The organism is Arthrospira sp. PCC 9901, from assembly GCF_059013425.1.
In genome coordinates this window covers 2,641,881-2,657,094 of sequence record NZ_CP102296.1, presented here as the reverse complement: position 1 = coordinate 2,657,094, position 15,214 = coordinate 2,641,881, and the positions used below count along the sequence as shown (strand labels likewise).

The window sequence follows — 15,214 nt, the reverse complement described above, 5'->3', positions numbered from 1 at the left end:
CAAACCCAATTCAATTACCAAGTCTAGTCAGTTATGATATCCTACTGTCAAATTTTAAGCGATCGGCCTCAGCGCCGCCTATCCGAACCCGAAGTTAAAGCCATCCTCCAAACCATCTTAATCCAGTTAGTGCCTCTGCACCGTCAGGGAAAAGCCCATCAAACCATCTCCTTACAGACCTTGCAACAAGAAGGGGAACAGACAATTCTGTTACCCCCAGAACACCCCAATATCAGCGGTTCTCCAACCCAAGATATTTACGACCTAGGTTTAGTAGTTCTGGAATTGCTCACCGGACAAGTACCCAGTCCCCGCCGCATCGACCTAACCTGGGACTGGAATCAACACTGTTTAATCAGTGACCAACTCAACGCCATTTTGGAACAGATGGTCACTCCCAACCCCGACCAGCGTTGGCAGAATGCTAGTCAAGTTTTATCAGCCATGGGTGTAGCAGTTCCCCCCCTGAAACCCCCCCTGACACCATGGCAATTCCGACTCGTGGGTGCAGCGACAACATTAGTCCTCCTAGTCGGTGGTTTGGCAATTGGCAGCCAGTTTATTCCCGCCCTCAGACCCCTAGTCCCCAGCGCTATCTGGAGTTGGCAGATTGAACATGAGAATACTGCCATGTTTCGGGGTAATCCCCAGCGAACCGGAGTCTATCCTCCAGGGAGACCCACAGAATTGACTCGACTGGTGTGGAAGTTTACAACAGAAAGTTCCATTCGCTCTTCCCCAGCCATCTCTGAAGGGGTTATCTATTTTGGTAGTAGGGATAATCACCTCTACGCCCTAGATGCTAAAACTGGAAACGAACTCTGGCGTTTTAGAACACAAGGTTGGATTGACTCTTCCCCAGCCGTCGAAGCCGGGATTGTCTATTTTGGCAGTAGGGATAATCACCTCTACGCCCTAGATGCTAAAACTGGAAACGAACTCTGGCGCTTTACAACAGAAAGTGATATCCCCTCTTCCCCAGTCGTCTCTGAAGGTATTGTCTATTTTGGCAGTTACGATAATCACCTCTATGCCCTAGATGCTAACACCGGACAGCAACGCTGGCGCTTCAGAACAGAAAATTGGATTTTCTCTTCCCCAGCCGTCTCTGAAGGCATTGTCTATTTTGGCAGTGGCGATAATCACCTCTACGCCCTAGATGCTAACACCGGAAACGAACTCTGGCGCTTTACAACAGAAAATTGGGTTCGCTCTTCCCCAGCCGTCTCTGAAGGTATTGTCTATTTTGGCAGTTTCGATGGTTACCTCTACGCCCTAGATGCTAACACCGGAAACGAACGCTGGCGCTTCAGAACAGAAAATTGGATTGGCTCTTCCCCAGGCGTCTTTGAAGGCATTGTCTATTTTGGCAGTGCCGATAGTCACCTCTACGCCCTAGATGCTAACACCGGAAACGAACTCTGGCGCTTTAGAACACAAGCCGTCATTGATTCTTCCCCAGTCGTCTCAGGAGAGGTTGTCTATTTTGGCAGTTGGGATAGACACCTCTACGCCCTAGATGCTAACACTGGACAGCAACTCGCGCGGTTCCTAACAGAAAACTGGGTTCGCTCTTCCCCAGCCGTCTCTGAAGGCATTGTCTATTTTGGTAGTGGCGATAATTACCTCTACTGGACTGTTTCGGCTAAAATAGGGTAATAGATACCGAGGACGGAGGACTGCAATTATGGGAAGAGGTCGGCGAGATAAAGTCTATCTAACGGTCGAACAGAGAGAAAATCTGGAACAAATCAGTCGAAATGGTCATGCACCCGCCAAAAAAATCCTACACGCTCGTATTTTGCTGATGTCTGATGAAGGAGAAATGGCTCCGAGAAAATGGACAGACCAACAAATAGCAGAAGCTTTACAAGTCCATCAGAATACAGTGGGGCGGATTCGCCAAAGATTCCTTCACAAAGGGGAACAAGTGGCTCTCAATCGGCAACCGAGAAAAACTCCACCGACTCCACCCAAAGTAGATGGAGCCACCGAGGCTCAAATTATTGCCCTGTGTTGTTCGGACCCCCCATCTGGGAGAGCTCAGTGGACGCTCAGACTGTTAACATCCGAACTCAAAAAACGGCAAATTGTCACCGAAATTTCCTGTACGACCGTGTGGCGGACTCTAAAAAAAACCAATTGCGACCTTGGAAAACCCAACGATTCTGTATTCCCGAACGAGATTTAGCCAGATTTGTGGCTCAAATGGAAGTCGTTCTCGACCTCTACAGTAGCGTCCACAGTGAAGAGGAGCCTTTAATCAATATGGATGAAGCCTCAATCCAACTCCGAGGACATCTCTATGAGGCGGTCGCCATGAAACCCGGACATGACAAAAAAGAGGACTATCACTATACCCGTGAAGGGGTGCAAGCTTTGTTCATGTTTTTCGATCCCAATCGGGGCTGGCGACGGGTCAGCAACCGAGACTCTCGGACGAGGGTAGATTGGGCTGAGGAAGTGCGTCAACTTTTAGATGAAGACTATCCTCATGCTCGAAAAGTCAAGCTGGTGTGTGACAATCTGAATACCCATAACATCGCCTCACTTTATGAGGCTTTTCCGGCTCCCGAAGCCCATCGTTTCGCCCGGCGGCTGGAAATTTATCATACACCCCGGAATGGCAGTTGGTTAAATGTCGCCGAAATTGAACTGAGTATTTGATCCAAGCAATGTTTGGCCCGAAGGATCGCCACCAAAGAAGCGCTGCACCGGGAGATAGAAGCCTGGCAAAAAGAGCGAAATCAGACCGCATCTCGGGTAATCTGGAAATTTGCCACCGGCGATGCCCGCCTCAAATTAAAACATCTTTATCCGGTTTTTGAAATGGCTTGACCTCCAGAATTCCCCCACACTTTCTGAGAGTTAGTTGGGAGCGATCGCCCGTTTGGTGTTGTCCCTTTGACGCGATCGCCTGTTTCTTGCTGTCCGTTTTCGGCGATCGCCCGTTTGGTGTCGTCCTTTTGACGCGATCGCCTGTTTTGTGCTGTCCGTTTTCGGCGATCGCCCGTTTGGTGTCGTCCTTTTGACGCGATCGCCTGTTTTGTGCTGTCCGTTTTCGGCGATCGCCCGTTTGGTGTCGTCCTTTTGACGCGATCGCCTGTTTTGTGCTGTCCGTTTTCGGCGATCGCCTGATAGTTTTTGAGCGTCACTGTTTGTGGAGCATACTAAAGCAGCAAATTAGCCGAAACGGTCCACTACGCTGTCAAATAAAAACTAACCCTGTCCTGTGCTGTCCTGTGCTGTCCTGTGCTGTCCTGTGCTGTCCTGTGCTGTCCTTTTTCCCCCAACTTGAATTATCAAGCTAGGAATCATGTTAACTTTTGTAACTTTTTATTAACTTTTGTGAAAAAATCGGCTTTTTTTGGGGGGAGGGGTTGCCTTTGGCTGGGGTTGCTGCTATACTTCTAATATAATTGGATATTTGTAATTTTTTTGTTTTTGCCAATATTCAATTATTAAACAATATGTCAATATTGTAACCGCGATCGCCACCCCTTGTCAACCCCTTGGTAGTCCATTTAATTAATTGAATAAAAAATCAACACGAGAGGAATCCGGGGGGGTGCGATCGCTTTTTTGGGATTCATTTCTATCTGGCTGTTCATCCAGCCATCACCGCCAAAGTGTTACATCCTTTTTGAGAACTCTTACCCGGAAATCGGCGATCGACATTTAGACCGGGTAAAAACCAATATTTTGTTAAACTTAATTCAATCACAAACTCTAGTCAGTCATGATATCCTACTATGAAGTTTTAAATCATCGGAGCCAACGTAGACTATCCGAACCCGAAGTTAAAGCCATCCTGGAAACCGTCTTAATCCAGTTAGTTCCCCTGCACAGTCAGGGAAAAGCCCATCAAAAGATTTCCTTGCAGACCTTGCAACAAGAAGGGGAACAGACAATTCTCTTGCTCAAACACAACCCCAATGTCAGCGGTTCTCCGACTCAAGATATTTACGACTTAGGTTTAGTAACCCTGGAATTGCTCACCGGACAAGTCCCCAGTCCCCGCCGCCGCCACCCCGACTGGGACTGGGATAAGCACTGTTTAATTAGTGACCAACTCAACGCCATTTTGGAACAGATGGTCACTCCCAACCCCGACCTGCGTTGGCAGAATGCTAGTCAAGTCTTATCAGCCATGGGTGTAGTAGTTCCCGCAACTCGTCCCCCCCTGAAACCCCCCCTGAAACTATGGCAGTGGGGACTGGTGGGGGCCGCGACAACATTAGTCCTCGTAGTCGGTGGTTTGGCAATTGGCAGCCAGTTTATCCCTGCCCTCAGAACCCTAGCCCCCAGTGCTATCTGGAGTTGGCAGATGCAACGCGACGGTGCAACCATGTTTCGGGGTAATCTAGAGCGAACTGGAGTCTATCCTCCAGGTGGACCCACAGAATTGACTCAACTGGTGTGGAGGTTTAGCACACAAGCTGCGATTGACTCTTCCCCAGCCGTCTCTGAAGGAATTGTCTATTTTGGCAGTCACGATGGTAACCTCTACGCCCTAGATGTTAACACTGGACAGGAACGCTGGCGCTTCAGAACACAAGCTGTGATTGGCTCTTCCCCAGCCGTCTCTGAAGGAATTGTCTATTTTGGCAGTTGGGATAGACACCTTTATGCCCTAGATGCTAACACTGGACAGGAACGCTGGCGCTTCAGAACACAAGGTTGGATTGGCTCTTCCCCAGCCGTCTCTGAAGGAATTGTCTATTTTGGCAGTCACGATGGTAACCTCTACGCCCTAGATGCTAACACCGGAAACGAACGCTGGCGCTTCAGAACACAAGCTGTGATTGACTCTTCCCCAGCCGTCTCAGGAGGAATTGTCTATTTTGGCAGTCACGATAATTACCTCTACGCCCTAGATGCTAAAACCGGAAACGAACGCTGGCGGTTTAGAACAGGAGATGGTATTTTCTCTTCCCCAGCCGTCTCAGCCGGGGTTGTCTATTTTGGCAGTAGGGATAATCACCTCTACGCCGTAGATGTTAACACTGGACAAGAACGCTGGAAATTTAGAACAGGAGATGGTATTTTCTCTTCCCCAGCCGTCTCAGCCGGGGTTGTCTATTTTGGCAGTAGGGATAATCACCTCTACGCCCTAGACGCTAACACCGGAAACGAACGCTGGCGGTTTAGAACAGGAGATGGTATTTTCTCTTCCCCAGCCGTCTCAGCCGGGGTTGTCTATTTTGGCAGTAGGGATAATCACCTCTACGCCCTAGATGTTAACACTGGACAGGAACGCTGGAAATTTAGAACAGAAAATTGGATTGGCTCTTCCCCAGCCGTCTCAGCCGGGGTTGTCTATTTTGGTAGTGGCGATAATTACCTCTACGCTGTCAAATAACAACTAACCTCCCCTGTCCTGTGCTGTCCTGTGCTGTCCTCCCCTGTCCTTTTTCCCCCAACTTGAGTTATCAAGCTAGGGATTATGTTAACTTTTGTAACTTTTTGTTAACTTTTGTGAAAAATCGGCCTTTTTTGGGGGTAGGGGTTGCCTTTGGCTGGTGTTGCTGCTATACTTCTAATATAATGGAATATTTTTTATTTTTTTATTTTTGCCAATATTTAATTATCTAACAATATGTCAATATTGTAACCGCGATCGCCACCTTTTGTCAACCCCTAGGCGGGGACAATCTCAGGTTGAATAAAAAATCAACACTACAGTAAAAACAAGCCCTCAGCGAATAGCCAAGGGCGAGTTCAAATCAAATAGCGTATAGCTAAACAGCCGCCGCCACTTTTTCACCTTTTCCGACCAAGCGTTCATAAGTGGCTCGCATTTTCAGACCGACCAGAACTTGGAACAGTCCAGTGCCATCATTAGAACCGGGGTAATCTTGGTGTTCCCGCAACAGATGGGTGAGTTCACCGTAGTATTTGGTAGCAATATTGCTCATGTGACCTTCAACATAGATCATCTCTTCGAGGTTATCGAACTTCCCATCCACCTCTAGTACAGAGACCTCATTTCCATAGTAAGCATCAGGACCATAGAACATCTTGATACCGGGATAAGAACAAGTCAGCTTACGACCGCAAGGAGTCCAGTGGATAGTTGATCCCTCATCAAACAGATAAGCCGGTTCAAAACCTTCTACTCCATCGCGCTGCATGAGGCGTACCCGTAGGACTTTGTGTTCCTTATCATCAGGAATCAATTGGGTAGGTAGAATTTGGATGACCACATCTGCATATTGCTTCTGAGGATCGATATAGGCTTCAAAGTCAGGACGACGAGCATTAATAGAAGCCAGAACATCCTCATAGCGGTGTCCCCGTTCAGCCATATCTCGCTGTATTTTCCAGGAGATCTTGACCTCATCACTAATATCGAGGTAAACGCTAAAGTCTAACAGACCTCTGACACGCTCATCATACAAGGGGTGTAGACCTTCAATAACCACAATGTGATTAGGATCGATACGTTCTGGCGGATCGATCAGACCAGTTTCATGGTTATAGATAGGTTTATTGATAGATTGACCACTTTTGAGCGTTTTAATCTGCTCATACATCAGGTCGAAATTGTTAGCGCGGGGGTCGAGAGCGGTAATCCCGGTTTCCTTACGTTGCTTGCGATCGAGACTATGATAATCATCTAAACAGATGACCGTAACAAAATCTTCTCCAAAGATATCTGTTATACGACGCAAAAAGGTAGATTTTCCGCACCCGGAATCCCCAGCAACACCAATTAAAACTACGCGATCCGGCTGATTTACCATAGGTTCCCTCTAAGCAAAAAACTGTTTACAAGCTCAACCACTCTATTTTGAGCAGGACAACCCAGGCCAGTGTGATAATTGAGAATTGGCGACTACCCATGTAGGTATAGCCAATCTCCATCGGTAGACAGCTTACTGACTCCCCACTGACACAATGGCCTGGTTATCTGGTAAGCTAAGTATTTTATACTAACTTTAGATATTGATTTTACCAGAAGGGGATCATCCCTACAAGATGTAATCGTTCTCACTTAGCGCGAGAAAAATTGAAGCCAGAATAGGGGTTATTGACTTCGCAAGTGGTGTGGGGCTATTTTAACATCAATTGCCAGCGTGATTGAATTTAGTTTAGGGGAAAATTTCGGTAATTACCCGATCGCCCTGATTTCTGCCAGTGACCACGACAGTTTGAGTAGAAAATTGTCCTGTGGCTACTTCTCCCCGCAGAGTCATCTGGGGGTCAACTTGGCGGTAAATCACATCACCTTCAGCTTTAAATGCTTGTTGTGGTACATACCAGGTAAGTAGATCAGCATTAATTTGGGCCTGTCGGTTTTCAGCCACGCCCAGAACATTACCAATCAGGTTAAAAATTTGGTTGTCTAAATCTCCCCAGCCCTGATCACCCGAGAAGGTCAATTGCTGTTGGCGATCGATAATAGTGATTGGCCCTGGGGAATTAAGAGTTTGTTCTTGGTAGTTCCACTGTAATTTATCACTAGAAAGCTGTAATGGCGGGTTAGACAGGGCAATCTGAACATGATCTTTGAAAGTGGCTATAGCTGTAGTTAAATCTAGTTCGGCACTTTTAGCGACAGCGCGATCAGTAACCACCATATTTTCTAGGCGATCGATTTCCACCCGACGGTCAGAAATAAATCTTTCTTCTTCCCATCGCCAGATGACATGATCAGTGCGTAGCTGCACCCCTACTTCCTTAAAGTTGATCACCACTTGGTTCCAAAATTCCACGCGCTTGTCATCGTTGAACAATTGGACCTCAGTAGCGATCGCCTGCATTTTTTCATGTTCTCCGGTCACATTGTCACGAACAATCAGAATTTGCTCATTAACAATCCATTCCAACTCTTGACCGCGCAAAACAATACCATTTTCCAGATCAACAGCGACAATATCATCTCGGAGAAACAGTCGCTGACCATCTTGGTGCAGTTCCCCCTGTTTAGCTTCAATTTTATAGCGTAACTCACCCTTGACAAACAGTTCCCCCACAGGTTCAGTCACTGTGGCAATTTTCTGATCTTGACTATAACTTGCTTGTTTAGCCTCGACCTGCCACAGCAGTTGACCATCTTCGTCTACTTGTTCGAGTACCACATCTTCCAGGGTAAGGGTGTTCTCAAACTCTTCTGAGGGTTGCCCTTCAGTGGGGACAAGGTTGGCATTGTCTTTGGTGTCTGAAGGGTCAGGGGATTGACACCCTACCAGTCCCCCGCCAGAAATGACCAAGATCAGCAACAGAATTGCGCCCAGACGAAAACTGGGTATTTTCTGCTGGCTGGAGTTTGAGTTATTAAATATCACGCGCCTTCAACCTTTCCATCAATCAAACTGATGCTTGATAGCGGACGGTAGCTATATCCAGGACTGCGGGGTGTTTTTTGAATTTCGTCTTTGATGGCTTCAAGATCAATATAGCGATCGGCTACATTAATCAGGCTATCGCTAGTCATCGCCCGCAAACTAATCACTTCTACCCGCACACCTCTATAGCTTACACAATCGACGGCATAAGCTAAATCGCCATCGCCACTAACCAGCACTGCCGTATCATAAGCACCCACTAGAGCGATCATATCTACGGCAATTTCTACATCTAGGTTAGCTTTTTTAGAACCATCTGGCAGTTGTACTAAGTCTTTAGCAACTACCCGGTAGCCATTGCGACGCATCCACAGCAAAAATCCCTGTTGCTTTTCATTCGTGCGATCGACCCCGGTATAGAAAAACGATCGCAATAACCGGGAACCACTGGTTAGCCTGCACAGTAATTTGGTGTAATCAATTTCAATCCCTAATTGCAAAGCCGCATAAAACAGATTCGAGCCATCGATAAATATGGCCACACGCCCTCGATTTTCTAAAATCTGTTCAGGGGTGAATATGTCGTTACTACTGTTGTTGATATGATTCAACATGATTTTTAAACCTCATTTATTATTTATGATGCAGAACAAATAGGTGTATCTCAATCCAACCTTGAGTTGTCAATAATTAAGGGATTAAATCGGCTCCCTCGTCTCTGTAAGTCTCCGGGAGATAAATTTATCAGACCACAGAGCTGGGTAATTCCAGCTTTTTAAAAACTGGTTTAGCTTCTCCCAGGACTTGCTCGCTTGGTAAAATACCCCAGTGAGCATGGCTATCTAAAGCCGTGATTTTGGCTGCCAATTCAGGGTCTTGAAAATCCAGGGAGTATCCCAGTTGCTGGTAGACAGCGGTGCTAAGATTTGGCACAATTGGCGCTAATAAATAAGCCGATTGTCGGACGGACTCAAGCACGGAGTAGATCACTTCCCTCAGGGCTGATAGTTCCCCTTGTTTATACAGTGACCAGGGTGCTTGTTCGTCTACATATTTGTTACCAGCTTGAACTAGAATCAGAACCGCCTCACACACTTGGCTAAACGCCAGTTTTTCATAGAATTGACTAACGCTGTTACCGAGGGAACTACCAATGGATTTTAGGTGATTGTCTGTCTGGATATTATCTACAGCGATCGCCGGAACTCTACCTTCAAAGTATTTGGCAGCCATTTTCATAGTCCGGTTAAGTAAGTTTCCCAGATCATTGGCGAGGTCGGCGTTTAGGGTATTAATAAATCTGGTCTGATTATAATCACCGTCTTGTCCAAATTCTATCTCCTTTAAGAAATAGTAACGGACGGCATCGGTACCAAATTGGTTCACCAACTCTACGGGATTAAGTGTATTCCCTAAACTCTTACCCATCTTTTTACCATCTTTAGTTAGAAAACCGTGTCCAAAGATACGACCAGGTAAAGGTAAGTCGGCAGACATTAACATAGCTGGCCAGTAAACAGCATGGAAGCGTAAGATGTCTTTACCAATTAGGTGCAGGTCTATCGGCCACCATTTAGCGATCGCTTCAGAGAGGGTAGGTTCCGAGTCGGGATCAACTAGGGCGGTGACATATCCTAGTAGTGCATCAAACCAAACATATAGGGTTTGACTGGGATCAATGGGAACTGGGAAACCCCAGTCAAGATTCACCCTAGAAATGGAGAAATCCTGTAATCCTTGGTTGACAAAACTGATAACTTCATTCCGGCGACTTTCTGGCCCGATGAAGTCGGGGTGATCATGATAAAGGGCTTCTAGCTGTTTTTGATATTTTGACAGACGGAAAAAGTAGTTCTGCTCGTCCCTCCATTCTACTTCTTTATTCACGTGGATGGGGCAATATTTCTCGTCTATTAGTTCCCGTTTTTCTTTGAACTCTTCACAGCTGACACAATACCAGCCCTGTTGTTGGCTCAAATATATGTCGTCATTTTGCCACACCCGCTGGAAAAATTCTTTGACGATCGCCTCGTGACGGGGGCTGGTGGTCCGACTAAAACGATCATACTGAATTTCTAGCAGTTTCCACAGACTCTCAAAACTGCTGACTATCCGATCACAGTGAACTTGAGGAGAACATCCCGCCTCCTCGGCTGTCCGTTGAATTTTCTGGCCGTGTTCGTCGGTACCAGTAATTAGCAGCACTTCATATCCCTGTAGTCGCTTCCAACGGGCGATCGCATCGGCGGCGATCGTCGTGTAGGCGCTGCCAATATGGGGAACGTCATTCACATAATATAGGGGTGTTGTTAAGGAAAACGTCTTTTTAGTTTTTGGTGTCACATCCATGACTGATATACAAGTTTCTCTCTTAAACTGATCTTACTTAGGTTTGATCTGCCTTCGGGGCGGAGTCGGTTACCCTGACACCCGAACCCTGTCACGGGTCAAAACAGCCAAAATTTTGATACTGTTTTGACCATTCAAACTAAAGCCTATAAATGATAATACTTTTTAAAAAAATGTTAAAAATTCTCAACGAATTCTTAACTTTTTCACCAATATCTACAAACTCAATGGAGATACCAGCGCGATCGATTCACCGGGTCGGAGCGGTTGATTGGCAGATTTACCGCCAACTGTAGTTAGCCACTTATCCCCGTCTGTCTAGTGGTTTCCGCCGATGGTATAGATAGATCTCAATGACTGTGGAAAGAAGGTAAAGTAATGTTAAGCTAAAATGAGCTAATGGGATCAACTACCTGAGATCAACCATTATATTTCCCCAATCTAGCCAACGATGTATTTTTTGAACTCTACACCCGGTCAGTCGCACCTACCTCTATTTTTGTTTTTACCCGGGATGGATGGTACGGGTCGTCTCCTACGAACCCAACAGCGCCGACTGTCTCAGTTTTTTAACCTCCGCTGTTTGAGTATTCCTCCCGAAGATCTCAACCATTGGGATGGATTAACCGATCGCACTGTGGATTTAATTCAAAAAGAACTCAGCCTCAACCTCAATCAAGATATTTATCTATGCGGGGAGTCCTTCGGCGGTTGTCTGGCGATGAAGGTGGCTATGAAAATTCGTGCTCAACTCAAAGGTCTGATTTTAGTTAACCCGGCTTCTGCTTTTAAGCAACAACCTTGGATAGAATGGGGATCACATTTGACGGACTGGCTACCTAGTTGGTTATATCCCCTGTCTATGATCGGATTCTTGCCGTTTCTGGCTAAATTGCCAGGAATTTCTCCGAGCGATCGCCAAGCCTTGTTAGAGGCTATGCAATCAGTCCCTCAACGTACTTCCAGTTGGCGCTTGGGACTGCTGCGATCGTTTGATATTCAACCAGACCAACTCCGTCAACTAGATTTACCCGTTTTGGTGATTGCCAGTGGTTCCGATAGACTGCTACCCTCCATTAGAGAGGCTCAATTTTTAACCAGGAAGCTACCCAAAGCTAATATGGTTATCCTCCCTAACAGCGGCCATGCTTGTCTGTTAGAAACTGATGTTAACCTTTGTCAGATCATTCGAGATCATGATCTCGGTCAGAGTTTAACTAAAACCCAATTGGTTTGCCCAAATTAGGCACAGAAAAATTGTTGAGGCTAATTCACAGGCTATATGACCACAACTTTTAAGAATCCACCCATTGGACCAGCATCGCGACTGGTCAATGGTATTTTATCTATTAAACCCCTAGCTAAGTTCGCCAAACATCAAGCCCGCCAGATGATGATTGATCGGGCTGAAAAAATGGGGGTTCCGTGGCGCTCTCATGCCAATACCCTCCTACAGAGAGACTGGTCGGCAGAATTTCAGCAGGTGAATAGTTCTGCTCTGGCTTACCCAGAATATTATTTAAGGTCTTTTCATGCCTATGATAACGGAAATTTAAGCTGGCAGGCTGCTGTAGAGGTGGAAGTGGCGGCGTTGGCGGTTCACGCCAAAATCTGGCCTGATGCTGGGGTGGCGGGAGACGATCGCCTACGACAAAGTTATCATCATGTACTACAGCAGGTCTTACCCGAACCGCCCAAAGCTATTGTCGATCTCGGCTGTAGTGTCGGATTAAGTACCAATACCATGCAGCAGATCTATCCTGATGCTACTATGGTAGGGGTGGATTTGTCCCCCTATTTTTTGGCGATCGCTGCCTATAACACTAACCAAAAGTCCTCCGATCACCCCCCCACTTGGGTACACGCCCCCGCTGAGGCTACAGGTCTACCAGACCACTCCTTTGATTTGGTTTCCCTTTGTCTGGTCTGTCATGAACTCCCACAAGAGGCGACCCGAAATATATTTAAGGAAGCCCGCCGCCTATTGCGCCCTAACGGACATCTGGCGGTTATGGATATGAACCCCCAATCAGAGGTATTCGCTAAGATGCCACCCTATATCCTCACCCTCCTAAAAAGTACCGAACCCTATCTGGATCAGTATTTCACCCTAGATCTAGTTGAAACCTTCAAATCAGCAGGTTTTCAGACCCCTACCATTGTCTGTAACAGTCCCCGTCATCATACGGCGATCGCCAAAGTCAATGGATAATTAATAATTAATAATTAATAATTAATAATTATTAATCGTCGGGGCGGGTTCCGCTAATTCCTCGGCTGCCACCGAGAAGATGAATAAACCCGCCCTTTGGGGGAGAGGGAGAAGGCTGGGAGATGAAACCCGCCCCTGGGTAGAAGATTATTTTTTATGGCGTAATTAAGAATGTTGAACGCTGAAGATTTTTACAGCGAATCGTTTTATCTAGCCAATAACCCTGATGTAGCGCAAGCAGTTGATTTGGGAGTTATTAGTAGTGGCTTTGAACATTTTATCGAGTCAGGTCAGTTTCAGGTTAGACAACCGACACCGCTTTATGATGAATTGTATTATCTGACGACTAATCCTGATGTGGCGGCGTTGGTAACTGTAGGTGCGATCGCCAGTGGTTTTCAACATTTTATTAATTTCGGTCAGCGGGAAGCGCGCGATCCCAGTATTCTATTTAATACGGATTTTTATATAAATGAATATCCCTTTATTCAAGCAGCCATAGAAGCCGGAGATATCACAGCGATCGAGCATTTTGTGAAAGCCGGTCAATTTGAGGATTTTCGCCCTAGTGTATTGTATAACCCTAATTATTATTTAGCCCGTAATCCTGATGTGGCGGCGAGGGTAGAACGTGATGAACTGACCGGGATCGAGCATTATTTGGATATTGGGGCGGCTCAAAATCGTGATTTTAGTGCTTTTCTGGAGGTGAATGGTTCCGGTTTTCCCAACCGTGTCGCTAGTGGAGATACTAGGGAAAACAGCACAATTTTAATGGCGCGTAATACTGTGGTGGGTCCGATTACTTTTGAAACAGCCACCGACCCGAATTTTAATAATGTGGTTTCCGTGTTGACTACTAATAATTCTGATCCGACAGTTCCGGTGAAGGTATTTGTGTCGGATTTAACGCCAGGGACACCTTATTTTTATCGGGTTACTAATGCTATGGGGGAGAGCGATCGCGGTATTTTTCGCACTCCTTTATCTTTGGGAAGTCAAGGGGGTTTAAGGTTTGGGGCTGCTGGTGATTCTCAGGGGGAATTAATGCCTCATGTGGCGGTGAGAAATGCCCCAGAACGTGGTCTGGATTTTTTTGTCCAGTTAGGAAATACAATTTCTGCCAGTACCGAGTCTCCTGATTTACCCGGTGTTTCTCAGGCGGAAACTTTGTTAGATTTCCACACAAAACATAATGAGATTTATCGGGAGCGTCTGACTTTAAATCCTTGGGCAAATTTGCGGGTAGCAACTTCTATGTTTGGGGTGTGGAATGATGGGGAAATCATCGATAATTTTGCCGGGGGTAGTCTGGGGGAAGATGGAGAGGGTGATTGGTTGAATAATAGCGATATTTTTGAGACCGCGTTGGCGGGTTTTTTAGATTATCAACCTCGCCGACAGGAAAGTTATGGAGACATTAGCGATCGCCGGACCGCTAACCGAGAACAACTGTATCGCGCTACGACCTATGGAGATGATGCGGCGGCGTTTTTGTTGGATGTGCGATCGTTCCGGGATGCCCCCTTAGAACAGGTCGCCGAAACTTCTTTTCCCGAAGATATTGAGGCATTTTTGCGGGATTCTTTTGATGCTAATCGAACCATGTTGGGACGAACTCAGTTGCAACAGTTGCAGTTAAATTTACTGGGCGCACAGGCGGCGGGTTTAACTTGGAAGTTTATATTTTCTCCGGTCCCTATGCAAAATTTGGGGATTCCGGGTGCAAGCGATCGCTGGGAAGGATACGCGGCTGAACGAACTAGACTGCTGAAATTTATTGATGATAATAATATTGATAATGTCGTGTTTGTGTCGGCGGGAGCTGGGGGAACTGTAGTTAATAATTTGACATTTGCTGAGGAGTTTGGGGGGCCACAAATTCCTATCAATGCTATGGAAATTACCGTAGGTCCGGTGGGGGTACAAACCGATTTAGGATCGGGTCTAGTGGGGGCTACTTTGGGTCCGGTGGCTGTTGATGGGGCGACTGAATGGCAACTAACCCGACAAGGAAGGGCTACTTATGAGGGGTTACAGACGCGCTGGGAACGCGATCGCCTGGTGGAGAATCTCCTAAATACTCGCCTTGAGGATATGGGTTATAATCCTATTGGTTTGGAGGGTTCGGGAATTGATGCACAGGAAATAGTTCCGGGTTCCTATTTGGCCGCTCATACTTTTGGCTGGACCGAGTTCGTCATTGATCCCAATACTCAACAGCTTAGGGTGACTACTTATGGGGTCGAACCTTATACACAGGTCGATGTCCAAAGGGTTCCGGCGCGGGTAATTAATCGTCAACCCCAAGTGGTCAGCGACTTTGTGGTAAATCCTCAATAATTGGGCTTGAAAAATTTGA

Annotated in this window: 10 protein-coding genes and 1 pseudogene; 6 read left to right on the top strand and 5 right to left on the bottom strand. The window is 46.5% G+C overall.

Going from position 1 to position 15,214, the window contains the following annotated elements:
* Window positions 1–33: 33 nt before the first annotated feature.
* Window positions 34–1,659 (top strand): outer membrane protein assembly factor BamB family protein, encoded by a 1,626-nt coding sequence (locus NLZ44_RS11585; protein WP_493752837.1) that lies wholly within the window; start codon window positions 34–36, stop codon window positions 1,657–1,659.
* Between the two features lie 28 nt (window positions 1,660–1,687).
* Window positions 1,688–2,838 (top strand): annotated as a pseudogene (locus NLZ44_RS11580) (IS630 family transposase).
* Here the strand turns inward: NLZ44_RS11580 and NLZ44_RS11575 are convergent.
* On the bottom strand, window positions 2,814–3,155 hold the full coding sequence (locus NLZ44_RS11575; RefSeq protein ID WP_493752836.1) for a hypothetical protein: 342 nt from the start codon (window positions 3,153–3,155) through the stop codon (window positions 2,814–2,816). The pseudogene NLZ44_RS11580 and the gene NLZ44_RS11575 overlap by 25 nt on opposite strands.
* Window positions 3,156–3,739: 584 nt before the next feature.
* Between NLZ44_RS11575 and NLZ44_RS11570 the strand changes: the two genes are divergently transcribed.
* Window positions 3,740–5,362, top strand: a complete 1,623-nt coding sequence (locus tag NLZ44_RS11570) for a beta-alanine-activating enzyme beta-propeller domain-containing protein (RefSeq protein ID WP_493752835.1) — start codon at window positions 3,740–3,742, stop codon at window positions 5,360–5,362.
* Between the two features lie 379 nt (window positions 5,363–5,741).
* Here the strand turns inward: NLZ44_RS11570 and NLZ44_RS11565 are convergent, their stop codons facing one another.
* The 4 genes from NLZ44_RS11565 to metG all read right to left on the bottom strand — a co-directional run bounded on the left by NLZ44_RS11565 (window position 5,742) and on the right by metG (window position 10,640).
* Entirely contained in the window at window positions 5,742–6,746 is a 1,005-nt protein-coding gene (locus tag NLZ44_RS11565; RefSeq protein ID WP_410244206.1) for a phosphoribulokinase, read from the bottom strand.
* A gap of 348 nt (window positions 6,747–7,094) precedes the next feature.
* Window positions 7,095–8,291: an LPS export ABC transporter periplasmic protein LptC gene (lptC, locus tag NLZ44_RS11560; RefSeq protein WP_493752834.1), complete on the bottom strand. Its 1,197-nt coding sequence runs from the start codon at window positions 8,289–8,291 to the stop codon at window positions 7,095–7,097.
* On the bottom strand, window positions 8,288–8,905 hold the full coding sequence (locus NLZ44_RS11555; RefSeq protein WP_006625038.1) for a LabA-like NYN domain-containing protein: 618 nt from the start codon (window positions 8,903–8,905) through the stop codon (window positions 8,288–8,290). The genes lptC and NLZ44_RS11555 overlap by 4 nt, the downstream gene beginning before the upstream one ends.
* Window positions 8,906–9,035: 130 nt before the next feature.
* Window positions 9,036–10,640 carry a methionine--tRNA ligase gene (gene metG / locus NLZ44_RS11550; protein ID WP_493752833.1) on the bottom strand — a complete coding sequence of 535 codons (1,605 nt, stop codon included), beginning with the start codon at window positions 10,638–10,640 and terminating at the stop codon, window positions 9,036–9,038.
* Window positions 10,641–11,091: 451 nt separating this feature from the next.
* Between metG and NLZ44_RS11545 the strand changes: the two genes are divergently transcribed.
* From NLZ44_RS11545 to NLZ44_RS11535, 3 genes are all read left to right on the top strand, one after another.
* Window positions 11,092–11,886 (top strand): alpha/beta fold hydrolase, encoded by a 795-nt coding sequence (locus NLZ44_RS11545; RefSeq protein ID WP_006625036.1) that lies wholly within the window; start codon window positions 11,092–11,094, stop codon window positions 11,884–11,886.
* 36 nt (window positions 11,887–11,922) lie between these two features.
* Window positions 11,923–12,852, top strand: coding sequence for a class I SAM-dependent methyltransferase (locus NLZ44_RS11540; protein WP_006625035.1), 930 nt, complete (start codon window positions 11,923–11,925; stop codon window positions 12,850–12,852).
* A 171-nt stretch (window positions 12,853–13,023) separates the two neighbouring features.
* Window positions 13,024–15,195, top strand: a complete 2,172-nt coding sequence (locus NLZ44_RS11535) for an alkaline phosphatase D family protein (RefSeq protein ID WP_493752832.1) — start codon at window positions 13,024–13,026, stop codon at window positions 15,193–15,195.
* Window positions 15,196–15,214: the final 19 nt, after the last annotated feature.